Here is a 24,972-nt window from a genome sequence, read left to right on the forward strand (position 1 = left end):
CACAAATTAACCATTGTGGCAGACTTGCCCAATTTCCTTCGGCGCATCGGACGCCGTGGCGCTCGAATCCGATTCCGGTTTGTTCTCAAATTAGCAGCTATGACCGCGTTCAACTGTGGACGACGCCGCTTTGGCCTGTGGACGGACTCAGGGGTCAGTTGCGCGGATTCCGCAAATCACATCACTTGATCTCGGCAGGCCCCGGGATGATCCGCGAACGGGGGATTGCAGTCGGCGGCGCCACATCGGTTCAACGCGTGCCGTCCTTGCGTGCGTATCAGAAGAATTCAAGAAACAGGGTCGAGACGGCATGTCCCTCCTCGAAGGCATTATTGATTCCCGGAACAACCCGCTCGCGGCCGTCGAGGACATCGCCGCCGAAAACAACTGGGCGTTCGAGCGCTCCGGCGAAGACGAAGTCACGATCGTCTCCAAGGGGAACTGGACCGACTACCAGCTCTCCTTCACCTGGATGGCGGAGATCGAGGCGATGCACCTGGCCTCCGCCTTCGACATGAAGATTCCTCCTGCACGCCGCGCGGAAGTGCAGCGGCTGATCGCGGCGATCAACGAACAATTATGGGTCGGCCATTTCGACATCTGGAGCCACACCGGCATGATCATGTACCGGCAAGCGCTGCTGCTGCCGGGCGGGCTGACCGCCTCGACCGCGCAATGCGAGGTCATGCTGGCCGGCGCCATCCACGCCTGCGAGCGCTACTACCCCGCGTTCCAGTTCGTGGTCTGGGCGGGAAAGAGCGCCGCGGAAGCTATGAGCGCGGCGATGTTCGACACCGAGGGCGAGGCGTAGGTCTCCTAGTCGCCTCCACATGCACAGTGTCGTGCCTGCGAAAAGCAGGGACCCATACTCCGTCACCTCAAGGCTCAAGCAAACTGCTTGTAGCCCCTTCTGAGCTTTACTAAAACCGCCGATGGTTATGGGTCCCTGCGTTCGCAGGGACGACGGCAGAACTCATGGTGACACCGTGACCGATACACTCCAAAATCTCCGCGGCACCATTGCGCTGGCTGGCGCCGGCAAGATGGGCGGCGCGATGCTGACCGGCTGGCTGGCCGGCGGGCTCGACGCAAGCGGCGTAATCGTGATCGAGCCGCAGCCATCCGCTAAGATCGGCGCGCTGGCGGCGCGAGGCATCCGCCTCAATCCGAAGGACGCCGGCACGGTCGACACGCTGGTGATGGCGGTGAAGCCGCAGACGTTCCGCGAAGCGGGGCCGGCGCTGAAGTCCTTCGTCGGAACGAACACGCTCGTCGTCTCTATCATGGCCGGCACGACGATCGCGGCACTTGAAGAAGTCTGCGGCGGCATGGTGGTTCGCGCCATGCCGAACACGCCGGCCGCGATCGGCCGCGGCATCACCGTTGCGGTCGCGGCGAAAAACGTCAGCCCCGCCCAACGCGCTACGGCCGACGCGCTGCTGCGCGCCACCGGCTCGGTCGAATGGGTCGAGGACGAAAGCCTGATGGATGCGGTCACCGCCGTCTCCGGCTCCGGCCCGGCCTACGTGTTCCTGCTCGCCGAAGAGCTCGCGCGCGCCGGCGTCGAGGCCGGCCTGCCGGGCGAGCTTGCAACGAAGCTCGCGCGCGAAACCGTCGCCGGCTCCGGCGAATTGCTGCACCGCTCGGACCTTGCTTCGGCCACGCTGCGCCAGAACGTCACCTCGCCCGGCGGCACCACCGCGGCCGCGCTCGAGGTGCTGATGGCCAAAGACGGCCTGCAGCCGCTGATGATCCGCGCGATCGCCGCGGCGACGAAGCGCTCGAAGGAACTGGCGAAGTAGACGGAATCGTAGGGTGGGCAAAGCGCCAGCGTGCCCACCATTACGAGCACGGTGCCAGATGGTGGGCACGGCGCGAAGTGCGCCTTTGCCCACCCTACGCACCGAGTCCGCTGCTATTTCCCTGCAAGCCTTTTTGTAAACGTCTCGACATTGACGAGGCCGCGGGCGTGGCGGCCGTCGCCTATTCTGCGCCCGCCCTCGAAGGCTTCGACCTCGAAGCGGATCACGCGGCGCTCGACTGTTACGACCTTTGCCGCGACGCGTACCGTCGCGCCGACCAGCGATGCGCCGAGATGGCGGATATCGACCTCGGTGCCAACCGTGATCCAACCCAGCTGAAGATAGCTGCGGATGGCATCGCTTGAGGCCATCTCCATTTCCAGGATCATCATCGGCGTCGCATAGACCATCGGCATATCAGGCACGAAATGCCCGACCGTGCGTTCCGCCGGCACCACCAGCGTCCGTTCCGCGCTCATGCCGATCTTGATGAAATCGCGTGCGTCCATGAAAAGTCCTGAAGCACAATGCTTCCACAGTGTCGTCCCGGCCCTTATGCGCAATTGCGCATCAGGAGCCGGGACCCATAACCACAAATCGCCATTGTTGCAGCACGCTGGGGCTCCAGCTTGCTCCAACAACAACGTCGGTGGTTATGGGTCCCTGCGTTCGCAGGACGACGGGAAAGTTACTTCTTCGCCGCTGCAGCGCGTTCCACGAACGTCTTGCCGCCCTTCATCTTGTGAGTGAGCGGCGCCTCGTTGATCTGGATCACGACGGCTTCTGCGTCGACGCCAAGATTCTTCACCAGTGCCTGGGTGATGTCGCGCATCATGCCGACTTTCTGTTCTTCGGTACGGCCGGCGGCCATGCTGATGGTGATCTCAGGCATTGGTAGTGCTCCCTCTTGCTCTTGCTTGTTCGGTAAACTGTCATTGCCGGGCATAGTAGTCCGCCTGCGCAGACTACGTAAGCTTGTCTGCGCCCGGCAATCCATCATTTTGAAGATCGGTACGCGGGTCAACCCCGCGTATGACGAAATCAGTTGCCCCACTTCACATCATGGCGCGCGAGCACCTCGCGCACTTTTGCGACGATCTCACCCTCAGCACAGGAAAACTGCGCCGGACGAGTCTCGCGCCATTCCTGGTTGGAGGCGATCGCAGCCGCGGCTTTCGCGCCTTCGATCAGATCCTTGATCTGGATTTCGCCCCGCGCCTTTTCATCCGAACCCTGGATGATGACGCAAGGCGAGTTGCGGCGGTCGGCATATTTGAGCTGGTTACCCATGTTTTTGGGATTGCCGAGATAGAGCTCGGCGCGGATGTTCTCGTTGCGCAACTGCGCAACCATTTTCTGGTAGTCGGCGACACGATCGCGGTCGAACACGGTGACCACGACGGGGCCGAAGTCAGGCCGCGTGTCGAGCTTGCCGAGCATCGTCAGCGCCGCCTGCAAGCGCGACACGCCGATTGAAAATCCCGTCGCCGGCACCGGCTCGCCGCGGAAGCGCGAGACGAGACCGTCATAGCGACCGCCGCCGCCGACCGAGCCGAAGCGAACGGGGCGGCCTTTTTCATCCTTGGTGTCGAGCAGAAGTTCGACCTCGTAGACGGGGCCGGTGTAATATTCGAGGCCGCGCACGACGGAGGGATCGATGCGGATGCGATCCCCGTAGCCTGCCGCCATTACAAGCTTTTCAATTTCCTTCATCTCCGAGAATCCAGCCGCAGCCGTCGCACTAGCATTTAGCCTCTTATTCCAAGCCTCAACGTCGTTGGAGGTACCCACTTGAACAAGAGGTTGAAATTGAACTACCGCTAGAATGTACTCAATCTGCACGGCATCCAAATTCGCGCCCTTGGTGAAATCACCGCTTTCATCCTTACGGCCTGGGCCGAGCAGTTGCTTAACGCCATCGCTTCCGAGCCGATCCAACTTATCGATAGCCCGAAGCACCGTCAGTCTTCGTCCTGCATTTTCTTCGCCGCCGAGATCGATGCTCTCCATCACGCCATCGAGCACCTTACGGTTATTCACCTTGACCAAATACTGGCCTCGCTGAATGCCAAGCGCTTCCATCGCATCCGCCGCCATCATGCACATCTCGGCATCGGCGGCCGGTGAAGCGCTCCCCACCGTATCAGCATCGAATTGCATGAACTGGCGAAAGCGGCCGGGGCCTGGCTTCTCGTTGCGATAGACGTAACCCGCGCGGTAGCTGCGATATGGTTTGGGCAGCGCGTCGAAATTCTCCGCCACATAGCGCGCCAGCGGCGCAGTCAGATCGTAGCGCAGCGATATCCACTGCTCGTCGTCGTCCTGGAACGAGAACACGCCCTCGTTCGGCCGGTCCTGGTCGGGCAGGAATTTGCCGAGCGCGTCGGTGAACTCCATTGCCGGCGTTTCCACCGGCTCGAAACCGTAGCGCTCGTAGACCTCGCGGATTTTCTCGACCATCTGGCGCGTGGCCGCAATCGCGGCCGGACCACGGTCTTCGAGCCCGCGCGGCAGCCGCGCCTTCAGTTTCTGCGGTTTTTTGGGTTTTTCAGCCATCGCGGCTAGGTACCAGCCGAGGCGCGGCAGGGCAACCAGGGCTTTCTTCCCTTCTCCCCTTGTGTGGGAGAAGGTGGCGCGAAGCGCCGGATGAGGGGTACCGTACCCTCCGCGGACACTGCATTTGCGGAGACAGACCCCTCACCCGTCGCCTCACTTCGTGAGGCGCCACCCTCTCCCACAAGGGGAGAGAAGAGAGATCCGCCGAGGAAGCTCGGCCTTACGCCGCCGCTGCCTTGCCCTTGGGCTGCACTTCGGCGCTGTAGTCCGCCATCAACTGCTCGGAGATCTTACCGGGCGTGAACTTCCAGTTCGCGATCTCGGAGACCGGCGTCACTTCGGCGGCAGTGCCGGTGATGAAGCACTCGGTGAAGCCGTCAAGCTCCTCCGGCATGATGCGGCGCTCGATCACCTCGACGCCGCGGCGCCTGGCGAGGTCGATCGCGGTGGCGCGGGTGATGCCGGCGAGAAAGCAGTCGGCGATCGGCGTATGGATCTTGCCGTCCTTGATGAAAAAGATATTGGCGCCGGTGCATTCGGCCACCCGGCCCTGCCAGTCCAGCATCATGGCATCGGCATAGCCGGCGCGTTCCGCTTTGTGCTTACTGATGGTGCAGATCATGTAGAGGCCGGACGCCTTGGCCATCGCCGGGATCGTCGCGGGATCGGGCCGCCGGTACTCGGCCATGCACATCCGGATGCCCTTCAGCTTCTCCGCCGGATCGAAATAGCTCGGCCAGTCCCAGGCGGCGATGGCGAGATGGATGGCGTTGGCTGGCGCCGAGACGCCCATCATCTCCGAACCGCGCCAGGCAATCGGGCGCAGGTAGGCATCCGGCAGATTGTTCTTGTCGATCACGGACTGCTTGGCGGCATCAATCTCGGCCACCGAATAGGGAATCTCGAAGTCGAGAATATTGGCTGAATTCTTCAGCCGCTCGGAATGCTCGGTGCTCTTGAAGACGTTGCCGCCATAGGCGCGTTCGCCCTCGAACACGCAGCTCGCATAGTGCAGGCCATGGGTCAGGATGTGGATGTTGGCGTCGGCCCACGGCACCAGCCTGCCATCGTACCAGATGACGCCATCGATCTTGTCGAACGAAACTCCCATGAGCTCCTCTCTCTGATTGGCGTTGTTTCGATGAGCCGCACGTCAGCCTCGCGCGACTCGACGAGACGCGCGCTACCGAACGCTTAAAGTGATCTATCGCTTAAGCGGCGGCGTAATCCCGCCGCCGGTCACAGGACCTTTCTGATCCAGTCGTGCGGGTCCGCTGCGCGACCGTACTGAATATCCACGAGCTTCTTGCGCAGCCCCATAGCGACAGGGCCGGCGACGCCGCCATTGATCAGAAAATCGCCGCTCGCGGAGCACACCTTGCCGATCGGCGAGATGACGGCTGCGGTACCGCAGGCGAACGCCTCTTTCAGCTTTCCGCTGGCGGCATCCGCGCGCCACTGCTCGACCGTGTAGGTCTCCTCGCGCACGACCGTGCCGGAATCCTTCGCCAGCGCTATGATCGAATCGCGGGTGATGCCCGGCAGGATGGTGCCGAGCGGCGGCGTCGAGAGCGAGCCGTCGTCGAACACGAAGAACACGTTCATGCCGCCGAGCTCCTCGATGTAGCGGCGTTCGATCGCGTCGAGGAAAACGACCTGGTCGCAGCCGTGCTCAATGGCCTCGGCCTGCGCGCGCAGGCTCGCGGCGTAATTGCCGCCGCATTTGACGGCACCGGTGCCGCCGATCGCGGCGCGCGTATAATTCTCCGACACCCAGATCGACACCGGCGCAGGTCCGCCCTTGAAATAGGAGCCGACCGGCGAGGCGATGACGGCGAAGATATATTGCGCCGATGGCTTCACGCCGAGGAATATCTCGCTCGCGATCATGAATGGCCGCAAATAGAGACTGCCCTCACCGCCCGGTATCCAGGCGCTGTCGATGCGCACGATCTGCTCGACCGCTTCGATGAAGATAGCCTCAGGCAGCGGCGCCATGGCCATGCGCTCAGCCGAACTGTTGAAGCGCCTCGCGTTGGCGTCGGGGCGGAACAGGTTCACGCCGTTGTCGCGCTTGTAGGCCTTGAGGCCTTCGAAAATCTCCTGCGCGTAGTGCAGGACGGCCGTGGCCGGATCGAGCGGAAAATTCGCGCGGGCTTCGACCCGCGCGTCATGCCAGCCGTTCGCCTGATTGTAGCGGACGATGGCCATGTGATCGGTGAAAATCCGGCCGAAGCCCGGGTCCACGAGCTTGGCCGCGCGCTCCCTCTCAGGGGTTGGATTCGCCGCAGGCCGGATTTCGAATTTCAAACTCATTCCCCTTTGCCCTTGCTTCCCGCTATTGGAATTCGGCGCCCATATCGGCGCCGGCGTGCGTCTCCCGGGCCTTCACAGGTCTGGACTTCACCATCACCGGCCTTGCGGCCGGCTTCCGTCGCCGTCATGTCGGTCGAGGACATGCTTTTGCGGGATGCCGAAGTCCAGTATGTTTGCCGAAATGCCGCTCGACAATCGCACGGTAATCCTTTTGCGGCCGTTGCCGCCATCGCTGGCTTTTTCCGGCTGTCTGACACGTCACCAGGTTCGAAACGACCTAAAGTTTCGTCGTGGCTGGAAGTTTTGTAACATTGAACCCAAGATATGTCAACATGACTGACATAAATTTCTCCAAGAGCTCCGTAGCCTCCGATTCGCAGGAGGCCGCCAGCCCTGCCCCGCGCACTGGCGAATTTCGCTGGGACATTATCGAGCTGCTGTTCTTCGCCTATCGCGACTTCGTCGGCGACGCCGACCATGAGCTCGAGGCTTTCGGGTTCGGCCGCGCCCATCACCGCGTGATGCATTTCGTCTACCGCTACCCCGGCCTCAAGGTCGCCGACCTCCTGGACGTGCTGCGGATCACCAAGCAGTCGCTTGGCCGGGTGCTCAAGCAGTTGCTCGACGAGGGCTACATCATCCAGAAGACCGGCAATAACGACCGCCGGCAGCGCCTTCTTTACGCCACCCCGAAGGGCGAAGCCTTAGTGGCAAAGCTCGCAGGGCTGCAGACCGATCGCATCACCCGCGCGCTCCGGGACATCAATCCCGAAGGCGTCGCCGCGATCAGCGAGTTCCTGCGCGCGATGATCGATCGCGACGACCCCGACAAGGTGTTGGAGGCGATCTTCGGGATCGGCAGCAAGAAGCCAAGGGAGTAATCGTGCCGCAAGGAGCAACCATCGCTGCAGCCACCACGCCCGCGCCGCGGCAATTGGCCGATGACGCCCCGCATGTGCTCTTGGTCGACGACGACCGCCGTATCCGCGATCTGTTGTCGCGGTTTCTGACCGGCGAGGGCTATCGCGTCACCACCGCCTCGAGCGCGAGCGATGCGCGCGCAAAGCTGCTCGGCCTGCATTTCGACCTCCTGATCCTCGACGTCATGATGCCCGGCGAAACCGGGTTCGATCTGGCGCGGTTCATTCGCACCTCCTCCTCGGTGCCGATCATCATGCTGACGGCGCGCCATGAGGCGGAGGCGCGGATCGAGGGCTTGCAGATCGGCGCCGACGATTATGTTGCGAAACCGTTCGAGCCGCGCGAACTGATCTTGAGGATCGGCAATATCCTCAAGCGCGCTGCGCCGCCGCCGGTGGAGGCGCTGGAGCAGATCGCGTTCGGCCCTTACATTTTCCATCTCGATCGTGGCGAACTGCGCCAGGGCGAGGAGATCATTCACCTCACCGACCGCGAGCGCGAAATGCTGCGCATTCTGGCGGCTGCGCCCGGCGAAACGGTGCCGCGCGCGGCGCTGACCGGCGGCGGCACGGTGAACGAGCGCGCGGTCGACGTGCAGATCAATCGCCTGCGGCGCAAGATCGAGCGCGATCCCGCCAATCCGCTGTTCCTGCAGGCGGCGCGCGGCATCGGCTATCGCCTGGTTGCGTCGCCCTGAGCAGTTCATGAGCACGCTCGACACCGGCCTGACGTTCATCCGCAACGCGTCGCAACGCGTCTCCAGGGCCAATGGCTGGATGGGCAATGCGTTCAAGAGCTGGATGCCGACCGGCCTCTACGCCCGCGCGCTCCTGATCATGATCGTTCCGATGGTGATCCTGCAAACGGTCGTGGCGTTCGTGTTCATGGAGCGGCACTGGAACACGGTGACGCGGCGCCTGTCGGCGGCCGTGGTCCAGGACATCGCCAGCCTGATCGACATCTACAAGGCATTTCCGCAGGACAAGGACCGTGCGCAACTCCGCCGCATTGGACAACGGCTGCAATTGGTCGTCGATTTCTTGCCTGTCGACGACATGCCGCAGCCGGGGCCAAAGCCGTTCTTCTCGCTGCTCGACCAGACCCTATCGTCGCAGATCGGCCGCCAGATTCGCCGCCCGTTCTGGATCGACACCGTCGGCAAGTCCAATCTGGTTGAAATCCGCATCCAACTCGACGATGCCGTGATGCGCGTGTTCGCGCAGCGCAGCGCCGCCTATGCCTCCAATTCGGAGATTTTCATCTTCTGGATGCTCGGCACATCCTCGATCCTGCTGATCGTCGCGGTGCTGTTCCTGCGCAACCAGATCAGGCCGATCCTGCGGCTGGCGGACGCCGCCGAAAGTTTCGGCAAGGGCCGCGAGGTGCCGAATTTCCGTCCGCGTGGCGCGCGGGAGGTGCGGCAAGCGGCACAGGCGTTCCTGGAGATGAAGGCGCGCGTCGAACGCTCGATCGATCAGCGCACCGCGATGCTGGCCGGCGTCAGCCACGATTTGCGCACCATCCTGACCCGCTTCAAGCTCGAGCTGGCGCTGATCGGCGACAGTCCCGAAGTCGACGGCATGCGCAAGGACGTCGACGAAATGTCCGGCATGCTCGAGGCCTATCTCGCCTTCGCGCGCGGCGACAGTGGCGAGATCGCGCAGCCGACCGATATGGCAATGGCGCTGGAGGAATTGCGCAGCGACGCCGAACGCCACGGCCATACCGCAACCGTGACGTTCCACGGCCTGCCGGTGGTGACGGTGAAGCCGGCCTCGTTCAAGCGCTGCATCGCCAACCTGGTTTCCAACGCGGCTCGGTACGCCAAGACGGTCGCCATCACCGGCCACCGCGATCACCGCTATCTCACGGTGACGGTCGACGACGACGGGCCGGGCATTCCAGCCAACATGCGCGAGGAAGTATTCAAGCCGTTCCTGCGGCTCGACGATGCCCGTAACCAGGACGAGGGCGGCACCGGCCTCGGCCTCGCCATTGCCCGCGACATCGCCCGCTCGCACGGCGGCGACATCACGCTCGGCGACAGCCCGATGGGCGGCCTGCGCGCTGCGGTAAGGGTGCCGGTCTGATCCTCCCTACTTCTTCGGGATCAGCGCCTTCAGCTTTTCCATGTCCTTGATGTTCATCTTGATGCCGCCGGGCATGATGATGTCGCCTGGCTTCTGATCCGCCTTGCAGGCGCCGACCCATTTGGCCTCGATCGTCGAGCTGTTGTCGCGCGGGGCGCCGGCCATGCCGCCCTCACTCTGCGAGGTCGATTTTACGGTGTAGGCGGAATTGAAGTCGCCGTTGATTTCGGCACGTGATTTGACCGTGATCCCGGCGACGCCGCAGACGGAATCAGTGACATAGCCGGTTGCGGTCTTCTGGATATCCTGCTTCGAGCAGATCTGCTTGGCCAACGGCGACATTGCAGTGCTCATGTCCTTGTCGGTGGTCTCGTCCGTGCACTGCTGCATCGTCATCTCGGGCGAGCCTGTGCTCACCACCTTCATCTCCCACAGGCCGGCCTTGCGCAGCGGCAGCTCCACGGCGACGGCGCTGCTTGCCGGCAACAGAGCAAGCACACCAACGGCCGAACAAGATACAAGAAGCAGTCGTCTCATGCGTGGCTCCCGCTGATTTCTTCCAGAGATCGTCATCGCGAAGTGAACACACGCTCCGCGTGGCGAAAACATGTCCAGCCGGAAAACAGGTAGCGGCAGCGCTCAGTAAAGCGTGCGCAGCGGCCGCTCAGCGGCGCCATAGGGCACCCAGCGGCAGGCAAAGGAAACGTAGCCGCCGTAATTGGGCTGCACGCCGAGGAATTTCACCACCTTGCCGTAGCGGGCGCAGTGATCGACGGCGAGTTGGCGGGCGTCGGCCTGCATCGCGAGCGGATAGGCGATGATGCCGCCGGTGTCGTTGCCCTTGAACGGTGGCACCGTGTCGATATCCCACCAGTGCGCCTGCGCCGGCGCCGCCGCCAGCATTCCGCCCATGACAATCAGGCTCGCGGCCACAATTCTTCGCATCGCAGACTCCATTTCGCTTGAACCGCACCATAGTGTGCGCCGATGGCCGTGAAAAGAATGCTTGCGGCACGAGGCGGACTTGGCTGTCAGGTGTTGCCGCGCTGCACTTGACCTTGTCAGGGCTTCGCGGCACCGTCCCGTGCGTTGGCTTACCGGCGGATTCCCCATGCGCAATTTGTTCAAATCCTTGAGAGCACTCGGTCCGACGGCGGCGGCGCTCGCCCTGCTGGCCTCCAGCCACGCCGCCCAGGCCGCCAATCCCTTGGAATTGAATTTCTGGCTGTCAGGCCCGCGCTATGACGGCGGCGTTGTCGAATGCGAGCGGGCGCTGTCGACCATCGCGTACCAATTCCGGGAGAAAGAGGGCAAGTTCTGGAATTCGGCGCTGACGATCACCGGCTTTGGCCGGATCCAGGAAACCGCATTCCGGCCGTGGCAATCCGACAACATTCCGCGCCGTTTTTGCAGCGGCGATGTGATGCTGAGCGACGGCAAGATGCGCAGCGTGCACTACTCGATCATCGAGGATGGCGGCTTTGCCGGTTTCGGCCAGGGCGTCGAATGGTGCGTGACCGGGCTTGACCGCAACTGGGCCTACAGCCCCGGCTGCAGGGCCGCGCGGCCCTGATCGCCCCCTGAAGTCCGGCAAACGATCCGGCCGGCTCGAACCGATTCTGGGGTCAATTCAATTTTGTTCTTGAAATGTTCCACTTCCCTGCTAGGCTCCCGGTAGTTGAGTAGAGGGGGCGTTCGATGCACCGGTCGATCACTATTTCGCGGCTTCTGATTTCGCTGGCTCTTGTTGTCGTCTTGGCCGGGACGGCGTCCGCACAGGATCGCCGGCAGAACGCGCCGGGCGAATTCGACTTTTATGTCCTGGCTCTTTCCTGGTCCCCCTCCTTCTGCGAGGCGGCGGCTGAGCGCGGCAATAGCGGGCGTTCACAGACCCAGTGCAGCCGCCCCTATTCCTTCGTCGTTCACGGCCTGTGGCCGCAATATGAGCGCGGCTTTCCCGAATATTGCCAGCGCCCCTCGCCGCGGCTCGATCGCAACATCATGACCTCGATGCTGGACCTGATGCCGGCGCCCGGCCTGATCTTCAACGAGTGGGACAAGCACGGCACCTGTTCGGGCCTTGGTGCCCGAGCCTATTTCGAGACCACCCGGAAAGCGCGTGCGGCGGTAAAGATTCCCGAGGAATTCCTGCAATTGTCGGAGCAGAAGACCATCGCCCCCGGCGATCTCGAAGAGGCCTTTATCAAGATCAACCCGGGCTTGAGCAGTTCGGCGATTTCGGTGACCTGCTCGAGCCGGCGCCTGAGCGAGGTGCGGGTCTGTCTGAGCAAGGACATGCAATTCCGCGCCTGCGACGAAATCGATCGCCGCGCCTGCCGGCGTGACGAGGTGGTGATGCCGCCGGTACGGGGCGGCTGAAGACCCGCTTTCCGTCATGCCAGGGCATGGCGGCCCGCTTTTGCGCAGACTGCTCGAAGTTGTCTGCGTTCCCGGTCATCCACGGCTTATCGTCATCTGCAAGACACGTGGATGGCCGGGACCTGTCTGCACCAAAGCGTCGTCGTTCGCGAAGGAGGACCCGTCTTCGCCAAGGCTTCGCCGGGTTTTCAGCCCTGGTCCTCCGAAGCGCTTCGCGAAGGAGGACAAGCCCGGCCCTGACGAGTAGAAGACGATACGTCTTCTCCAATTGGTCGGCCGATTGCCATGAACTACCGACACGCCTTTCACGCCGGCGGCTTTGCCGATGTCATCAAGCACATCGTGTTGGTACGCATGCTGACCTATCTGCAGGAAAAGCAGGCCCCGTTTCGTGTCATCGACACCCATGCCGGCGCCGGGCGCTATGATCTCACGGCTGAGGAGGCGCGCCGCGGCGGCGAATGGCTGACCGGCATCTCGCGGGTAGTGCAGGCGCGGTTCTCGGAAAGCGCGCTGCCGCTGGTGACCCCCTATCTCGACATCATCAGGGCATTCAACGCGCCGGGCCGGCTCGAGGCCTATCCCGGATCGCCCCTGATCGTCCGCGCCCTGCTGCGGCCGCAGGACCGCCTCACCGCCTGTGAAATCGAGCCCAATGCCCGCAGGCAACTGATCGATGCGCTGCGCCGCGACAGCCAGGCGCGGGTGGTCGACCTCGACGGCTGGACGGCGTTGCCGGCCTTCGTGCCTCCCAACGAGCGGCGCGGCCTGGTGCTAATCGACCCCTCGTTCGAACAAAAGGACGAGTTCGATCGGCTGGCCGGCGGCTTCGCCGAAGCCTACGCGAAGTGGCCGACCGGCAGCTATCTGATCTGGTATCCGGTGAAGAGCCGGCGGGCCACCGACACGCTGGCACGGCTCGTCGCAGGCGCTGCCGCGGCCAGCAAGCCGGCCGGGAAATGTCTGCGGCTTGAATTCAGCGTTGCGCCGCAGGAGCCGGGCGGCCCCCTCGCCTCCACCGGCCTCCTGATCGTCAATCCGCCATGGACGCTGGCTGGTGAGTTGAAGACAATTCTCCCCGAGCTCGAAAAACCGCTCGGCCAGGGCGGGGCCGGCCGGTTCAGGCTGGAGACGCCCAAGCCGTGAGCCTCGGCGCGGCCGGTGGAAAGTGCGAATCGTCGTAGGCAATTTACGCGAAACCGTATTATGCTCAGGCCGTTGGGACTGGCTTTACGTTCCGCTTCCGCGAATGGTTGCGGCGGAGTGATCAAGGCCGAACAAAGATCCGGGTTGATCGGCGGCGTGAATCCGATCGGCTCAGGTGGCCAAGCTTCCGGCAGCGAATGTCCGGTCGGCCGACACGCGAGGTGCGCGTAACGGCAGAGCAATACGGGGGAGGAGTTTCCCGATGGCCATGACTGGAACAGTCAAGTTCTTCAATGGAGAACGCGGCTACGGCTTCATCAAGCCCGATGACGGCGGCCGCGATGTGTTCGTGCACATCACTGCTGTCGAGCGGGCCGGATTGAAGGATTTGACTGAAGGGCAGCGCATTACGTTCGAGGTCGAACCGGACAAGAAGGGCAAAGGCCCCAAGGCGGTCAACCTGGTGATTTCATCGTGAGCTGACGCTCACGTTGAACGCGGACTGAATTCTTGCTGCGAAGATTGCGCTGGGCATGGCGTCGCCGTCCACAGCGTTGAGATTTGCAATGCCTGCGGCCTGAAGGCAAAAAAATCCCGGCGACTTGCTGCCGCCGGGAGATGGTCGCCGACAGTTTCTTTGTTCTTAGAAGCGATAATTCACGCCGGCCCGTATCAGGCCGAACCGGTAACCATTCGACGCGCCTGTAATGACGAAGTTGCTGTTGGCCAGATCGACATAGAGATATTCGATCTTGGCGCTCCAGTTCGGAGCGAAGGCCATCTCGGCACCGGCGCCCAGCGTCCAGCCCGCATTGGTATGAAATTCCGACAGGCCGAAGGTGGTGGCGCGCAGTTCGCCGAAGGCGAGACCGCCGGTGCCGAAGAATAACATGTTGCTGAACGCGTAGCCGGCGCGGCCGCGAATCGTGCCGAACCAAGGATTGGAAAATTTCCATGGGGCGAAGGTTTCTTCGGCGCCGGTCGCCTGGATGTCGCCTTCGAGACCGAACACCCACGGTCCGCCATTCTGCCAATTATAGCCGGCCTGGACACCGCCGACGAAACCGGACGGGTTGGCCGGATTGTTTGCGACCGAACCCCAGGCGTAGCCGATGTTGACGCCAAGGTAAGGACCGGCCCAGCTATCGGGACGGAACAGCGACTGGTTGACCGTATTGGGCGCGCGCGATCCGTAGAAGTCTGCTGCCTGCGCCGACATGGTCCAGCCAGCGGCGACCAGCGCCAGCGCGCCCGACACAATCCTGCTCATCACGCACCCCACGCAACTGCCGCAACCAAGCCCGGCGGGAGATCGGCCTGGTTACGGAACCCCACCTTTTTCGCTAAGATTTATCGAGAGATTTAAGTTAAAGGGTTGTTAAGCGGGGTTACCCGCCGCCCATCATTCTTAAGGATCCGTTACCGGCGCCCCTTCGGCGACGCGCGCCGCGAGCGCTGGCGATGCCGCCTCGCAGCGCTTAGTTTAGGGCCATGGATCACGATTCTACCGACCATTCGAAGCCTCCGAGCAGGGCGCGGCGGGGTTCCCAGCCGGATTTGCCGCCACCGGACCCGACCGCCGCCGATGTCGATCCCGCAACTTCCGCTGCCGAGGAGGACGACGAGGCGCGCCTGCCGGAAGCGCCCGAGGAACCCACTGATGCGATTGCCGAAGGCCCGCTGGCGGTCGGCCACGCGGCCATCGAGAACGCTGTGCGGCTGGCGCCGACCTCTCCCGGCGTCTACCGCATGCTCAATACCGCCAACGACGTGCTCTACGTCGGCAAGGCGAAGAACGTTCGCAAACGGCTTGCCTCCTATGCCCGCGCCAACGCGCCCTTGCCGGCGCGCATCCTGCGGATGATCGCGGCGACCGTCACGGTCGAGATCGTTTCCACCACGACCGAGACCGAAGCGCTGCTGCTGGAAGCCAACCTGATCAAGCAGCTACGGCCACGCTTCAACGTGCAGCTACGCGACGACAAATCGTTTCCCTACATCCTGATCACCGGCGACCATTGGGCGCCGCAGATCCTCAAACATCGCGGCGCGCAAACCAGGCCCGGACGATATTTCGGGCCGTTCGCATCCGCCGGCGCCGTCAACCGGACTATCACGGCGCTGCAGCGCGCGTTTCTGATCCGCTCCTGCACCGACGGCTTTTTCGAAAGCCGCACGCGGCCCTGCCTGCTGTATCAGATCCGCCGCTGTTCCGGGCCCTGCACCCGCGAGATCGACTTCCCCGGCTATGGCGAGCTGGTGCGCGAGGCGACCGATTTCCTGTCCGGCCGCAGCCATGCGGTGAAGGAGCTGCTCGCAGCCGAGATGGAGAAGGCATCAAACGAGCTCGAATTCGAGACCGCGGCGCTCTATCGCGATCGTCTCGCCGCGCTGTCGGCGATCCAATCGCAGCAGGGCATCAATCCCCGCACCGTGGAAGAGGCCGACGTGTTCGCCATCCATCAGGAAGGCGGCTATTACTGCGTGGAAGTGTTCTTCTTCCGCACCGGCCAGAACTGGGGCAACCGCGCCTATTTTCCGCGCGCGGAAAAGTCGTTCACGCCGCAGGAGGTCCTGGCCTCGTTCCTCGCGCAATTCTACGACGACAAGCCGCCGCCAAAGCTCATTTTGCTGTCGCATGAGATTGAGGAATGCGCGCTGCTGGCCGACGCCCTGTGCGTCAAGGCTGGCTACAAAGTCGAAATCTCGGTGCCGAAGCGCGGCGAGAAAAAGGAACTGGTCACGCATGCGCTGACCAATGCGCGCGAGGCGCTTGGCCGCAAGCTCGCCGATACCGCGACGCAGAGCCGGCTCTTGGAAGCGATGGCCGCCAAGCTCGGGCTGCCGCAGGTGCCGAAGCGCATCGAGGTCTACGACAACAGTCACATCCAGGGCACCAACGCGGTCGGCGCAATGATCGTGGCGGGACCGGATGGCTTTATCAAAAACCAGTATCGCAAGTTCAACATCAAGTCCGAGGGACTGACGCCCGGCGACGACTACGCGATGATGCGCGAAGTGCTGGAACGGCGCTTCAAGCGGCTGTTGAAGCCGCCGGAGGACGACGCGGCCAAGGCCAAGGCCGACGACGATTCGTTTCCGCAATGGCCCGACCTCGTCATCATTGATGGTGGCCGTGGGCAGCTCAACGCCGTCAGGGAAATTTTCCAGGGTCTGGGATTGACTCAGGTCTCCCTGATGGCCGTGGCAAAAGGCCCGGACCGAGATGCCGGGCGCGAGACCCTGTTCATGCCGGACCGCGAAGCCATCAAGCTCGAGCCACGCGATCCCGTGCTGTATTTCATCCAGCGGCTGCGCGACGAGGCGCATCGCTTCGTGATCGGCTCTCACCGCAAACTGCGGAAAAAGGATATCCGGGAAGCGGGCTTGCAGGAGATCCCGGGCATCGGCCCGTCACGCAAACGTGCCTTGCTGCATCACTTCGGAACACTGAAGGAGATCGAGCGGGCCTCGATCGCGGACCTCGGCAAGGTTCCAGGCGTTAGCGCCGAAAGCGCCCGCAAGATCTTCGAGTTTTTCCATGCACAGGCGGGTTAAGGGGACTTCGCGTCGAGAGGCCTGTCATTTGGGCGTCGCCTGCGACAGATGATCTAAATCCGCACGGTTGACCTTCACGCTCCAGCGGTATTGGTAAGACGGATGAACATCGCGACAACCAGGGGGCAGGCCAAGACCCTGTCCCTGCCGAATATTCTAACCTACGCCCGTATTGCCGCCATTCCGGTGGTGGTCGGCTGCGTTTTCGCCCAATCCATCCAGGACGGCCCGCTGTGGCTGCGCTGGGTAGCGCTGGCGGTCTTCCTCGCCGCCGCCGTGACTGATTACCTTGATGGCTACTATGCGCGAATTTGGGACCAGCAATCCGCCTTTGGCCGGATGCTCGATCCGATCGCCGACAAGCTCCTGGTAGCGTCCTGCCTCTTGATGCTGGCCGCCGATAGCAGCATCCACGGCTGGACCCTGTGGGCCGCCATCGTGATCCTGTGCCGCGAAATCCTGGTCTCGGGCTTGAGGGAATATCTCGCGGCGTTGCGGGTCAGCGTACCCGTGACCAAGCTGGCCAAATGGAAGACCACGATCCAGTTGGTCGCGATCGGTTTCCTGATCGCGGGCGAAGCGGGCGAGCAGCTCCTGCCTGCGACCACCCTGATCGGGATCGTGCTGTTGTGGATGTCGGCGCTCTTCACGATCTACACCGGCTGGGACTATTTCCGCGCCGGCATCCATCACCTCATCAAGGAGGATGAGGGATGAGGGTCAAATATTTCGCCTGGGTGCGTGAGCGGGTCGGCGTCGCGGAAGAAACCGTCGAGCCACCGGCCGACGTGCGCACGGTGAGCGATCTGATCGGCTGGCTTTCCAGCCGTGGCGAGACTTACGCCCATGCCTTCGAGAAGCCGAAGGTGATCCGCGCTGCGATCGACCAGGCCCATGTCAAGCCCGATGCCGTGATATCAGGCGCACGCGAGATTGCGTTTTTCCCGCCGATGACCGGCGGCTGACTTACTATGTCCGTCACCGCGACCATTCGCATCCAGGAAGCGGATTTCGACGCTGCGCAGGAGATCGCGGCGCTTACCGGAGGCCGCACCGATATCGGCGCGGTCGTCACCTTCAGCGGCATCTGCCGCGGCAGCGAGAACGGCGAGCCGATCGCAGCCCTGACGCTCGAGCATTATCCCGGCATGGCCGAGGCCGAGATCGGGCGCCACGCCGACGAGGCGCTGTCGCGCTGGCCGTTGCAGGGCCTCACCATCATTCACCGGTTCGGCCGCATCGCGCCGGGCGAGAACATCGTGCTCGTGGTAACCGCCTCACCGCATCGCCAGGCGGCCTTTGAAGCGGCGGAATTCCTGATGGATTTTCTGAAGACCAACGCGCCGTTCTGGAAGCGCGAGGAAAGCGAAAAAGGCACAAGCTGGATCGAAGCCCGCGATCATGACGACGCTGCCGCCGCACGCTGGACCAAGTCCTGATGGCCAAGCGCACCAAGCCGGCGGCGAAGCGCGGCCAGACCACACCAAAACTTCCCAAGGTCGGCGCGGGAGAATTGCTGACGCTGCTCGACTTCGCCCGCTATGCCGTCAGCCGCTTCGTCGAGGCCAAACTGGTATTTGCGCACGGCACCACCGATCCGCTTGCCGAAGCAGCATTCCTGGTCTGCGAAGCGCTGCACCTGCACCCCGACCAGTTCGAGACGTTCGCGACCGCGCGCGTCACCGCCGCCGAAGGCAAGGAGATCCTCGACCTGATCGCGCGCCGCGTCACCACGCGAAAGCCCGCCGCCTATCTCGTCAACAAAATCTACATGCGCGGCCTGCCCTTTTACGTCGACGAGCGCACCATCGTGCCGCGTTCCTTCATCGGCGAATTGCTGGACCAGCACTTCGGCCGCGATGGCGATGACGAGGCGGGCTCGCTGATCTCGGATCCTGACACGGTGGAAAGCGTGCTCGATCTCTGCACCGGCTCGGGCTGTCTTGCCATCCTGGCCAGCCGGAATTTTCCGAATGCGGCGATCGACGCCGTGGATATCTCCAAGGATGCGCTCGAAGTCGCCGCGCGCAATGTCGGCGATTACGGGCTTCAGGACAGGCTGACGCTGTACCGCGGCGATCTGTTCAAGCCGCTGGGGGACAAGCGCTACGACCTCATCATTTCCAATCCGCCCTATGTCGACGCGGAAGGAATGGCCGGCCTGCCGCGCGAATGCCGTGCCGAACCGAAACTTGCCTTCGATGGCGGCTCCGATGGGCTCGACATTGTCAGGCGCATCCTCGACGAGGCGGCCGCGCACCTGACGCCACAGGGCGGGCTATTATGCGAGATCGGCCGCTGCCGCCCGCAACTGGAAGCCGCCTATCCGCAACTGCCGCTGCTCTGGCTCGATACCGAGGAATCCGAGGGCGAAGTATTCTGGATCGCGGCTGCGGATCTCTGAACGGTCCGATTGCGCGAAAAATATCACGTCGTGGCGGCGTTCCCGTGTCGCGACGAAACTGATACCTTGTGGCAAATCCGACGTTCAAGCTGAAGAGAGGCGCCTTCCATGCTGGACAAGAGCCCCCGCCCCACTCCCGTCAATGTTCCGAACGATCTCGCCGCGCACTGGATGCCGTTCACCGCGAACCGGGCGTTCAAGAAGAACCCGCGGCTGCTCGCCGGCGCGAAAGACATGTATTACTTCACCGTCGACGGCCGCAAGATCATCGACGGTGCCTCGGGTATGTGGTGCACCAATGCCGGACACGGCCGCACCGAGATTTCGTCGGCGATTGCCAAACAGGCCGAGGCGCTGGACTACGCGCCGCCGTTCCAGTTCGGCATTCCGCAGGCCTTCGAACTTGCAAGCCGCATCGCCGAGCTGGCGCCTGATGGGCTCGACCATGTATTCTTCTGCAACTCCGGCTCGGAAGCGGCCGACACCGCGCTCAAGATCGCGCTAGCCTATCACCAGATCAACAGCCAGGGCAGCCGCATCCGCCTGATCGGCCGCGAGCGCGGCTATCACGGCGTCGGCTTTGGCGGCACCGCCGTCGGCGGCATCGTCGGCAACCGAAAACTGTTCGGCTCGCTGCTCACCGGCGTCGACCATCTGCCGGCCACCTATGACCGCGAGAAGCAGGCGTTCAGCAAGGGCGAGCCGGAATATGGCGCGCATTTCGCCGACGAGCTCGAACGGCTCGTGAACCTGCACGGCGCCAACACCATCGCTGCCGTGATTGTCGAGCCGATGGCCGGATCGACCGGCGTGCTGCCCGCACCGAAGGGCTATCTCAAGCGGCTGCGCGAGATCACCCAGAAGCACGGCATCTTGCTGATCTTCGACGAGGTCATCACCGGCTATGGCCGGCTCGGCTTCGCCTTTGCCGCCGAACGCTACGGCGTGGTGCCTGACATGCTGACCTTCGCCAAGGGCGTCACCAATGGCGCGGCGCCGATGGGCGGCGTGCTGGTGCGCGATACCATCCATGATGCTTTTATGAGCGGCCCAGAACATGTGGTCGAGCTGACCCATGGCTACACCTATTCCGCGCACCCGCTGGCCTGCGCCGCGGCTCTTGCCACCCTCGACATCTACCGTGACGAGAAGCTGTTCGAGCGCGCGCGTGAACTCGAGCCGAAATTCGCCGACGCCGTGATGTCGTTGCGCAACGAGCCGGGCGTCGTGGATATCCGCACCATCGGTTTGACCGCCGGCATCGATCTCGCACCGGTTGCGGATGCGCCGGGCAAGCGCGGCTTCGCCGGGCTCAACAGCGCCTTCCACGACCATGATCTGATGCTGCGGGTGGCCGGCGATACGCTCGCGCTGACGCCGCCCCTGATCATCAGCGAAGACCAGATCGGCGAGATTGTGGACAGGGTCGCCAAGGTGATCCGAGCGACGGCGTAAGCGCCAGCATCGGCTCTGACCGGGCAGGAACATTCGAAACGACCCCGCGTTCATTACGTTTGGCGGAGGCGATCCTGCCTCCGCCAAACGGAGGGTTGCGGAAATGCTCGCGCCTTCGAGCGGCTTGCTGCGCGCCGCGATCGGACTGAAGCTGAATCAAGTCAAGCTGGCGACGCGGTCGTATTTGCGCGACCGGACCCATCAGGCGACCGGAACGATGACTTCCTATGCCATCGCCACAGGCCTGTTCGCAGCAGCGGGCATTTTCCTGATCGCCGCCTGCCTGGTCGGCATGACCGCGCTGTTTCGCTGGATCGAGATCCATTACGGGCCGTTTTGGGCCTTCGGCGCGATCGGCGCATTGCTCGCGATAATCGCCGCGATTTGCGCCGGGCTCGCCGCCGCCAAGCTCAGACAAAGGCCGCCGCAGTTTCCTTCGCTTACAAGCCGCCTGCGCGTGGCGATCAAGGCCAGTCCGCTTGAACCGGACCAGATCGAAGCGACGCGGGACACCGCCAAGTCAACTTTGGCCAGGTCAATGTTGCAGGCGCCCTCGGCAGCTCCCACGCGCAGCCGTGCTCGGCGCCGATCCCCAGGAAGGGACACCAGGCATCTGCAGGCCGGTCTTATCCTGATGGCGACATTACTGGGCCTGGCGGCGACGCGACGGCGATGGCATGCGCGGCAGTCGGACGTTTGACGGCGCAACGGCGCTGGCTATTGCACCGCTTTGATCGCAGGTTCCGACCGTGTTCAAAGAACACTAGCTCTGCGAATCAACATTGATGCTAAGGTTGCGCCGCTGGGGAATGCGCAAGTCAGACGATGCCTGAAACTTCCGTGTTTTCCCGGGGGAGCACAGTTCGGACCTGAAGGCGTAGCGCGCGACATGATTCGCATTTCGACGATTTTCATCGCCATCTGCATGGTGCTGGTTGCGGCCTCCCTCGGCCTCGTCCTGCATACCGTGGCGGGCTTCAACGGCACCGAATCCGCGATCGTGGCGCTAACCGCGCTGACCTTCCTGATCCTTTACAACGCCGTATCGATGCGGCTGCGCGACCGCTCAGACGTCGGCGGTCAGATCGCCGATCTTTCCCGTGGCACCGCCGACCTCGCCCGTCAGGTCGCCGAATTCGGCCGCCGGCTAGCCGCCGTCGAGAGCCGCCTGGTGTCGGCGAACTCCGCAAGCTCCGACCGCATCCAGGCGGTGGTCGGCGAAATCAACGAGCTCGGCGTCCTGGTCAAGCAACTGGCGGTCTCGGTGGCGGGCCATGAGGATCTATTGGCCCAAGGTGCGGCGGCAACCGCAAGCCGGCCGGATCCGGAGCCCCCGAGCGAACCGGCGGTCGCCGCGGAGCAAGCCGCGCCGATCGTCGCCAGGCCTGCACCGGCTGCTGCCGCAAGGCCGGCAGCGGCTGCAATTGCCGCGGAATCAGCTCCGCCCTCGCGCAACCAACCGCAACTGCTTGCCGCGGTGAAAAACGCCGTAGAGGAAAACCGGCTCGACATCTACCTGCAGCCGATGGTGACGCTGCCGCAGCGCAAGGTGCGCTTCTACGAGGCGGTGACGCGGCTGCGCGACGACAGGGATCAGATCCTCGCCGCCGATGATTTCATCCCCACCGCCGAAGCCGGCGGGCTGATCGGCAAAATCGATCACATGGTGATGTTGCGCTGTATCCAGGTGTTGCGCCGCCTGATGGTGCGCAACAAGGATGTCGGCGTGTTCTGCAACGTTTCTGCGGGGACGCTCGGCAATGCCGCCAATTTCGCGCAATGCCTCGACTTCCTGGAGGCCAATCGGGCACTGGCGCCCTCCTTCGTGCTCGAATTCAAGCAGGCGACGTTCCGCCAGCTCCGTCCGACCGAAGTCGAGAATCTCGCCGCTCTGTCGCAGCGTGGTTACCGCTTCTCGATCGACCATGTCACGGACTTGCGGATCGAGCCGCGCGACCTCGCCGATCGCGGCGTCCGTTTCATCAAGGTGCCCGCGGCATTGCTGCTCGATCCCAAGCAGAGCTCGACCTCGGACATCCACCCTTCCGATCTTTCCGACCTGCTCGGTCGCTTCGGCATCGACCTGATCGCCGAGAAGATCGAGGGCGAGCGCGCGGTGGTGGACCTGCTCGACTACGACGTGCGGTTTGGACAGGGCTTTCTGTTTGCACCGCCGCGGCCGTTGCGGCCCGAGGGAGCATCTGCTACCGGCGGGGCGACAGCGAACAAGGAATCCGGCAGCCCCAATGGCCCCAGCAACCCCGTCCCCACGGCCAGCCAGGCCGCGGAGCCCCCGATGCGCGCGACCGGCAATGCCGCGTTGGCGCGCCGTGCCGCGGGACCGGGCTAACAGGCTTCCGGCATCATGACCTCATTGCGCTTCGTCGAGCGGCTACGCGACCTCGTGGACGGCGTCGAGGTCATCCTGTCCGACATCTGGGGCGTGGTGCACAACGGGCTGGAGTCCTTCCCCGAGGCCTGCGAGGCGCTGCACACCTATCGCCAGCGTGGCGGCACCGTCATCCTGATCACCAACGCGCCGCGGCCCGCCGATTCCGTGCAGCGGCAACTACGCAAGCTCGGCGTCGCCGACGAAACCTACGACGCCATTGTCTCTTCCGGCGACCTGACCCGGCACTTCGTCGCCGATCACCCCGGCAAGAAGATATTCTGGGTCGGTCCGGAACGTGATTCTTCGATCCACCGCGGGCTCGACGCCGTGCTGGGGCCGCTGGAGCAGGCTGACTACATCATCTGCACCGGCCTGTTCGACGACGAAACCGAATCGGCGGAAGACTATCGCGCGATGCTGCTGCAGGCGCGCGAGCACAAGCTGCCGCTGATTTGCGCCAATCCCGACATCGTCGTCGAACGCGGCGACCGGTTGATCTATTGCGCGGGCGCGATCGCCGAGCTTTACCGCGAGCTCGGCGGCGAGGCGATCTTCTACGGCAAGCCGCACCGGCCGATCTACGAGCGCGCGATGGCGCTCGCCGCCGAGCGCCGCGGCCATTCGGCACCGCTCAACCGCGTGCTAGCCATCGGGGATTCGGTGCGGACCGATCTTACCGGCGCGCACGGCTTCGGAATCGATTGTCTTTTCCTTACCCGTGGCATCCATTCGGAAGAATTCGAGGGCATCGACCAGCTCGATCCGGCCTCGGTGAAGGAGCTATTCGGACATCCACCCCGCGCGCTGATGCGGGAGCTGCGGTGGTAGGTGCATCGCTGCACCGGGCTCAAAATTGCGAAAACGACCCCATGCAAAGTAGGAGTGGGCCTTACATCATCCGAAAACGCAAGACCTGGTAGGGTTCATGAGAGCGCAGCATGCCCGGGATTGGGCCGGGCATCACGAGAATTGGAGCGAGCTGGAGACCAGGCGCCTTACGCCGTCGCCATGTCCGGGAAGACCGCCTCGATCTTGGTCTTAAGCGTCGCCGCGTTGAACGGCTTGACGATGTAGTTGTTCACGCCGGCCTTCTTGGCGGCAATCACGTTCTCGGTCTTGGATTCCGCCGTGATCATGATGAAGGGGGTGGTGGCGAGATTAGGGTCGGCGCGGACTTCCTTGAGCAGGTCGTAGCCGGTCATCGGCTCCATGTTCCAGTCCGAGATCACCAGCCCATACTTTTTGCTGCGCATCTTGTTCAGTGCGGCCGAGCCGTCGCTGGCGTCGTCGATGTTATCGAAGCCGAGCTGCTTCAAAAGATTTCGGATGATGCGGATCATGGTGCTGTAGTCATCAACCACCAGAACCGGCATGGACAAATCAACCGCCATCTTTCCCCCCACTCGACGCTTTACGCCACAAAAAATCGACAGGCCTGCGGGACCCGCAGTCCTCCCCCCACCTGTAGCATCAGCCGTTAAACAGCCCGTTAAAGACGAGCGGGTGTTTGTCATCGTTAAGGTGTGGGGTAGGGTGGGCTTGAAAAAATCGCAAAAGCGCCCGTCTCGCAACGGTTTCTGGCATTGTTAATAGCGGAGCCGTTAGGGATGGTTAAGCCCCATTAAGGGGCAAATCGCCCCGATCAATTGTCCGGGGAGGACATCCAGATGCTGCAACTGGTAAGGTCAGCGGGCGCTGCCGCTGCCAATAAACCTCGAGTAAAATGAACGATCTCTTCTATGGCGAGAAGAAAAACAAGTCATGGAAAGCGGCCGACAAACTGATCAAGCGCTACGTGTTGCCAAGCTGGGGCAAGCTGCGGGCGGCCGACATATCGCGTGGTGATGCCAATAAACTGCCGTTGTTCTGGAAGGCATTCGATAAGCAGCGGCGTGACCCTCGCGATGGATGCGCTCTGGAACCATTTCAGAGAGTATCCGGTTAGTCTGCTGG

At 63.1% G+C, this 24,972-nt stretch carries 27 protein-coding genes and 1 pseudogene; 19 read left to right on the top strand and 9 right to left on the bottom strand.

Annotated elements, in window-relative coordinates:
* Nucleotides 1-310 precede the first annotated feature (310 nt).
* Nucleotides 311-811 (top strand): YbjN domain-containing protein, encoded by a 501-nt coding sequence (locus tag KJQ96_RS18795; RefSeq protein ID WP_213288049.1) that lies wholly within the window; start codon nucleotides 311-313, stop codon nucleotides 809-811.
* Between the two features lie 127 nt (nucleotides 812-938).
* Complete coding sequence (proC, locus tag KJQ96_RS18800) at nucleotides 939-1,802, top strand: pyrroline-5-carboxylate reductase (RefSeq protein ID WP_213288165.1); 864 nt, start codon at nucleotides 939-941, stop codon at nucleotides 1,800-1,802.
* Between the two features lie 113 nt (nucleotides 1,803-1,915).
* Here the strand turns inward: proC and KJQ96_RS18805 are convergent, their stop codons facing one another.
* From KJQ96_RS18805 to KJQ96_RS18825, 5 genes and pseudogenes are all read right to left on the bottom strand, one after another.
* Complete coding sequence (locus KJQ96_RS18805) at nucleotides 1,916-2,311, bottom strand: thioesterase family protein (RefSeq protein ID WP_213288050.1); 396 nt, start codon at nucleotides 2,309-2,311, stop codon at nucleotides 1,916-1,918.
* A gap of 179 nt (nucleotides 2,312-2,490) precedes the next feature.
* Nucleotides 2,491-2,694: a tautomerase family protein gene (locus KJQ96_RS18810; protein ID WP_171710092.1), complete on the bottom strand. Its 204-nt coding sequence runs from the start codon at nucleotides 2,692-2,694 to the stop codon at nucleotides 2,491-2,493.
* A 271-nt stretch (nucleotides 2,695-2,965) separates the two neighbouring features.
* A pseudogene (hisS, locus tag KJQ96_RS18815) lies at nucleotides 2,966-4,358 on the bottom strand (histidine--tRNA ligase); the annotation flags it as partial.
* A gap of 220 nt (nucleotides 4,359-4,578) precedes the next feature.
* Complete coding sequence (locus KJQ96_RS18820) at nucleotides 4,579-5,469, bottom strand: branched-chain amino acid aminotransferase (RefSeq protein WP_213288052.1); 891 nt, start codon at nucleotides 5,467-5,469, stop codon at nucleotides 4,579-4,581.
* Nucleotides 5,470-5,597: 128 nt separating this feature from the next.
* A complete protein-coding gene (locus KJQ96_RS18825) occupies nucleotides 5,598-6,674 on the bottom strand; it encodes a branched-chain amino acid aminotransferase (protein WP_213288053.1) in 1,077 nt (358 codons plus the stop codon).
* 332 nt (nucleotides 6,675-7,006) lie between these two features.
* Between KJQ96_RS18825 and KJQ96_RS18830 the strand changes: the two genes are divergently transcribed.
* The 3 genes from KJQ96_RS18830 to KJQ96_RS18840 are packed head-to-tail and all read left to right on the top strand — an operon-like array spanning nucleotide 7,007 to nucleotide 9,685.
* Entirely contained in the window at nucleotides 7,007-7,555 is a 549-nt protein-coding gene (locus tag KJQ96_RS18830) for a MarR family winged helix-turn-helix transcriptional regulator (RefSeq protein ID WP_213288054.1), read from the top strand.
* A 2-nt stretch (nucleotides 7,556-7,557) separates the two neighbouring features.
* A complete protein-coding gene (locus tag KJQ96_RS18835; protein ID WP_375293179.1) occupies nucleotides 7,558-8,292 on the top strand; it encodes a response regulator in 735 nt (244 codons plus the stop codon).
* A 7-nt stretch (nucleotides 8,293-8,299) separates the two neighbouring features.
* Nucleotides 8,300-9,685, top strand: coding sequence for an ATP-binding protein (locus tag KJQ96_RS18840; RefSeq protein WP_028350735.1), 1,386 nt, complete (start codon nucleotides 8,300-8,302; stop codon nucleotides 9,683-9,685).
* Between the two features lie 6 nt (nucleotides 9,686-9,691).
* Here KJQ96_RS18840 and KJQ96_RS18845 read toward each other — a convergent pair whose 3' ends face one another.
* Both KJQ96_RS18845 and KJQ96_RS18850 read right to left on the bottom strand, forming a co-directional pair.
* Nucleotides 9,692-10,222, bottom strand: a complete 531-nt coding sequence (locus KJQ96_RS18845; RefSeq protein ID WP_213288055.1) for a DUF3617 family protein — start codon at nucleotides 10,220-10,222, stop codon at nucleotides 9,692-9,694.
* Nucleotides 10,223-10,324: 102 nt separating this feature from the next.
* Nucleotides 10,325-10,630 carry a hypothetical protein gene (locus KJQ96_RS18850; protein WP_213288056.1) on the bottom strand — a complete coding sequence of 102 codons (306 nt, stop codon included), beginning with the start codon at nucleotides 10,628-10,630 and terminating at the stop codon, nucleotides 10,325-10,327.
* Nucleotides 10,631-10,796: 166 nt separating this feature from the next.
* On the opposite strand from KJQ96_RS18850, the gene KJQ96_RS18855 reads away from it, so the two are divergent.
* The 4 genes from KJQ96_RS18855 (at nucleotide 10,797) to KJQ96_RS18870 (ending at nucleotide 13,688) form a co-directional block, all read left to right on the top strand.
* Nucleotides 10,797-11,258 carry a hypothetical protein gene (locus tag KJQ96_RS18855; RefSeq protein ID WP_213288057.1) on the top strand — a complete coding sequence of 154 codons (462 nt, stop codon included), beginning with the start codon at nucleotides 10,797-10,799 and terminating at the stop codon, nucleotides 11,256-11,258.
* Between the two features lie 125 nt (nucleotides 11,259-11,383).
* The gene (locus tag KJQ96_RS18860; RefSeq protein ID WP_213288058.1) at nucleotides 11,384-12,064 is read left to right on the top strand and encodes a ribonuclease T2; all 681 of its coding nucleotides are present in this window, start codon (nucleotides 11,384-11,386) and stop codon (nucleotides 12,062-12,064) included.
* 285 nt (nucleotides 12,065-12,349) lie between these two features.
* A complete protein-coding gene (locus KJQ96_RS18865; protein ID WP_213288059.1) occupies nucleotides 12,350-13,210 on the top strand; it encodes a 23S rRNA (adenine(2030)-N(6))-methyltransferase RlmJ in 861 nt (286 codons plus the stop codon).
* Nucleotides 13,211-13,472: 262 nt separating this feature from the next.
* Complete coding sequence (locus tag KJQ96_RS18870; protein WP_028350729.1) at nucleotides 13,473-13,688, top strand: cold-shock protein; 216 nt, start codon at nucleotides 13,473-13,475, stop codon at nucleotides 13,686-13,688.
* A 165-nt stretch (nucleotides 13,689-13,853) separates the two neighbouring features.
* Here KJQ96_RS18870 and KJQ96_RS18875 read toward each other — a convergent pair whose 3' ends face one another.
* Nucleotides 13,854-14,480, bottom strand: a complete 627-nt coding sequence (locus KJQ96_RS18875) for an outer membrane protein (RefSeq protein ID WP_213288060.1) — start codon at nucleotides 14,478-14,480, stop codon at nucleotides 13,854-13,856.
* A 221-nt stretch (nucleotides 14,481-14,701) separates the two neighbouring features.
* Between KJQ96_RS18875 and uvrC the strand changes: the two genes are divergently transcribed.
* From uvrC to KJQ96_RS18920, 9 genes are all read left to right on the top strand, one after another.
* Nucleotides 14,702-16,768: an excinuclease ABC subunit UvrC gene (gene uvrC, locus KJQ96_RS18880; RefSeq protein ID WP_213288061.1), complete on the top strand. Its 2,067-nt coding sequence runs from the start codon at nucleotides 14,702-14,704 to the stop codon at nucleotides 16,766-16,768.
* Between the two features lie 102 nt (nucleotides 16,769-16,870).
* Nucleotides 16,871-17,485 (top strand): CDP-diacylglycerol--glycerol-3-phosphate 3-phosphatidyltransferase, encoded by a 615-nt coding sequence (pgsA, locus tag KJQ96_RS18885; RefSeq protein ID WP_028350726.1) that lies wholly within the window; start codon nucleotides 16,871-16,873, stop codon nucleotides 17,483-17,485.
* The gene (gene moaD, locus KJQ96_RS18890) at nucleotides 17,482-17,733 is read left to right on the top strand and encodes a molybdopterin converting factor subunit 1 (protein ID WP_028350725.1); all 252 of its coding nucleotides are present in this window, start codon (nucleotides 17,482-17,484) and stop codon (nucleotides 17,731-17,733) included. Before pgsA ends, moaD begins: the two co-directional genes overlap by 4 nt.
* 6 nt (nucleotides 17,734-17,739) lie before the next feature.
* Nucleotides 17,740-18,207 (top strand): molybdenum cofactor biosynthesis protein MoaE, encoded by a 468-nt coding sequence (locus KJQ96_RS18895; protein ID WP_213288062.1) that lies wholly within the window; start codon nucleotides 17,740-17,742, stop codon nucleotides 18,205-18,207.
* Nucleotides 18,207-19,172 carry a 50S ribosomal protein L3 N(5)-glutamine methyltransferase gene (prmB, locus tag KJQ96_RS18900; protein ID WP_213288063.1) on the top strand — a complete coding sequence of 322 codons (966 nt, stop codon included), beginning with the start codon at nucleotides 18,207-18,209 and terminating at the stop codon, nucleotides 19,170-19,172. Before KJQ96_RS18895 ends, prmB begins: the two co-directional genes overlap by 1 nt.
* Before the next feature lie 108 nt (nucleotides 19,173-19,280).
* Nucleotides 19,281-20,627, top strand: a complete 1,347-nt coding sequence (locus tag KJQ96_RS18905; RefSeq protein ID WP_213288064.1) for an aspartate aminotransferase family protein — start codon at nucleotides 19,281-19,283, stop codon at nucleotides 20,625-20,627.
* Nucleotides 20,628-20,730: 103 nt separating this feature from the next.
* Nucleotides 20,731-21,327, top strand: coding sequence for a phage holin family protein (locus KJQ96_RS18910; protein ID WP_213288065.1), 597 nt, complete (start codon nucleotides 20,731-20,733; stop codon nucleotides 21,325-21,327).
* A gap of 189 nt (nucleotides 21,328-21,516) precedes the next feature.
* Nucleotides 21,517-22,977, top strand: a complete 1,461-nt coding sequence (locus KJQ96_RS18915) for an EAL domain-containing protein (RefSeq protein WP_213288066.1) — start codon at nucleotides 21,517-21,519, stop codon at nucleotides 22,975-22,977.
* Between the two features lie 15 nt (nucleotides 22,978-22,992).
* Complete coding sequence (locus KJQ96_RS18920; RefSeq protein WP_213288067.1) at nucleotides 22,993-23,847, top strand: TIGR01459 family HAD-type hydrolase; 855 nt, start codon at nucleotides 22,993-22,995, stop codon at nucleotides 23,845-23,847.
* 167 nt (nucleotides 23,848-24,014) lie between these two features.
* Here the strand turns inward: KJQ96_RS18920 and KJQ96_RS18925 are convergent, their stop codons facing one another.
* Nucleotides 24,015-24,410 carry a response regulator gene (locus KJQ96_RS18925; protein WP_028350718.1) on the bottom strand — a complete coding sequence of 132 codons (396 nt, stop codon included), beginning with the start codon at nucleotides 24,408-24,410 and terminating at the stop codon, nucleotides 24,015-24,017.
* Between the two features lie 332 nt (nucleotides 24,411-24,742).
* Between KJQ96_RS18925 and KJQ96_RS18930 the strand changes: the two genes are divergently transcribed.
* Entirely contained in the window at nucleotides 24,743-24,964 is a 222-nt protein-coding gene (locus KJQ96_RS18930) for a hypothetical protein (RefSeq protein WP_213288068.1), read from the top strand.
* Nucleotides 24,965-24,972 lie beyond the last annotated feature (8 nt).

The sequence above is a fragment of the Bradyrhizobium sp. sGM-13 genome (genome assembly GCF_018398875.1).
Classification (GTDB): domain Bacteria; phylum Pseudomonadota; class Alphaproteobacteria; order Rhizobiales; family Xanthobacteraceae; genus Bradyrhizobium.

Excerpts from the sequence above, each read along its gene's own strand:
- prmB (WP_213288063.1), top strand. The coding sequence starts at position 18,207 with ATGGCCAAGCGCACCAAGCCGGCGGCGAAGCGCGGCCAGACCACACCA.
- KJQ96_RS18825 (WP_213288053.1), bottom strand. The coding sequence starts at position 6,674 with ATGAGTTTGAAATTCGAAATCCGGCCTGCGGCGAATCCAACCCCTGAG.
- KJQ96_RS18845 (WP_213288055.1), bottom strand. The coding sequence starts at position 10,222 with ATGAGACGACTGCTTCTTGTATCTTGTTCGGCCGTTGGTGTGCTTGCT.
- proC (WP_213288165.1), top strand. The coding sequence starts at position 939 with ATGGGTCCCTGCGTTCGCAGGGACGACGGCAGAACTCATGGTGACACC.
- KJQ96_RS18865 (WP_213288059.1), top strand. The coding sequence starts at position 12,350 with ATGAACTACCGACACGCCTTTCACGCCGGCGGCTTTGCCGATGTCATC.
- KJQ96_RS18925 (WP_028350718.1), bottom strand. The coding sequence starts at position 24,410 with ATGGCGGTTGATTTGTCCATGCCGGTTCTGGTGGTTGATGACTACAGC.
- KJQ96_RS18875 (WP_213288060.1), bottom strand. The coding sequence starts at position 14,480 with ATGAGCAGGATTGTGTCGGGCGCGCTGGCGCTGGTCGCCGCTGGCTGG.
- moaD (WP_028350725.1), top strand. The coding sequence starts at position 17,482 with ATGAGGGTCAAATATTTCGCCTGGGTGCGTGAGCGGGTCGGCGTCGCG.
- KJQ96_RS18830 (WP_213288054.1), top strand. The coding sequence starts at position 7,007 with ATGACTGACATAAATTTCTCCAAGAGCTCCGTAGCCTCCGATTCGCAG.
- KJQ96_RS18915 (WP_213288066.1), top strand. The coding sequence starts at position 21,517 with ATGATTCGCATTTCGACGATTTTCATCGCCATCTGCATGGTGCTGGTT.
- KJQ96_RS18810 (WP_171710092.1), bottom strand. The coding sequence starts at position 2,694 with ATGCCTGAGATCACCATCAGCATGGCCGCCGGCCGTACCGAAGAACAG.
- KJQ96_RS18930 (WP_213288068.1), top strand. The coding sequence starts at position 24,743 with ATGAACGATCTCTTCTATGGCGAGAAGAAAAACAAGTCATGGAAAGCG.
- KJQ96_RS18820 (WP_213288052.1), bottom strand. The coding sequence starts at position 5,469 with ATGGGAGTTTCGTTCGACAAGATCGATGGCGTCATCTGGTACGATGGC.
- KJQ96_RS18850 (WP_213288056.1), bottom strand. The coding sequence starts at position 10,630 with ATGCGAAGAATTGTGGCCGCGAGCCTGATTGTCATGGGCGGAATGCTG.
- KJQ96_RS18870 (WP_028350729.1), top strand. The coding sequence starts at position 13,473 with ATGGCCATGACTGGAACAGTCAAGTTCTTCAATGGAGAACGCGGCTAC.
- KJQ96_RS18855 (WP_213288057.1), top strand. The coding sequence starts at position 10,797 with ATGCGCAATTTGTTCAAATCCTTGAGAGCACTCGGTCCGACGGCGGCG.
- KJQ96_RS18905 (WP_213288064.1), top strand. The coding sequence starts at position 19,281 with ATGCTGGACAAGAGCCCCCGCCCCACTCCCGTCAATGTTCCGAACGAT.
- pgsA (WP_028350726.1), top strand. The coding sequence starts at position 16,871 with ATGAACATCGCGACAACCAGGGGGCAGGCCAAGACCCTGTCCCTGCCG.
- KJQ96_RS18840 (WP_028350735.1), top strand. The coding sequence starts at position 8,300 with ATGAGCACGCTCGACACCGGCCTGACGTTCATCCGCAACGCGTCGCAA.
- KJQ96_RS18910 (WP_213288065.1), top strand. The coding sequence starts at position 20,731 with ATGCTCGCGCCTTCGAGCGGCTTGCTGCGCGCCGCGATCGGACTGAAG.
- KJQ96_RS18860 (WP_213288058.1), top strand. The coding sequence starts at position 11,384 with ATGCACCGGTCGATCACTATTTCGCGGCTTCTGATTTCGCTGGCTCTT.
- KJQ96_RS18920 (WP_213288067.1), top strand. The coding sequence starts at position 22,993 with ATGACCTCATTGCGCTTCGTCGAGCGGCTACGCGACCTCGTGGACGGC.
- KJQ96_RS18895 (WP_213288062.1), top strand. The coding sequence starts at position 17,740 with ATGTCCGTCACCGCGACCATTCGCATCCAGGAAGCGGATTTCGACGCT.
- KJQ96_RS18805 (WP_213288050.1), bottom strand. The coding sequence starts at position 2,311 with ATGGACGCACGCGATTTCATCAAGATCGGCATGAGCGCGGAACGGACG.
- KJQ96_RS18795 (WP_213288049.1), top strand. The coding sequence starts at position 311 with ATGTCCCTCCTCGAAGGCATTATTGATTCCCGGAACAACCCGCTCGCG.
- uvrC (WP_213288061.1), top strand. The coding sequence starts at position 14,702 with ATGGATCACGATTCTACCGACCATTCGAAGCCTCCGAGCAGGGCGCGG.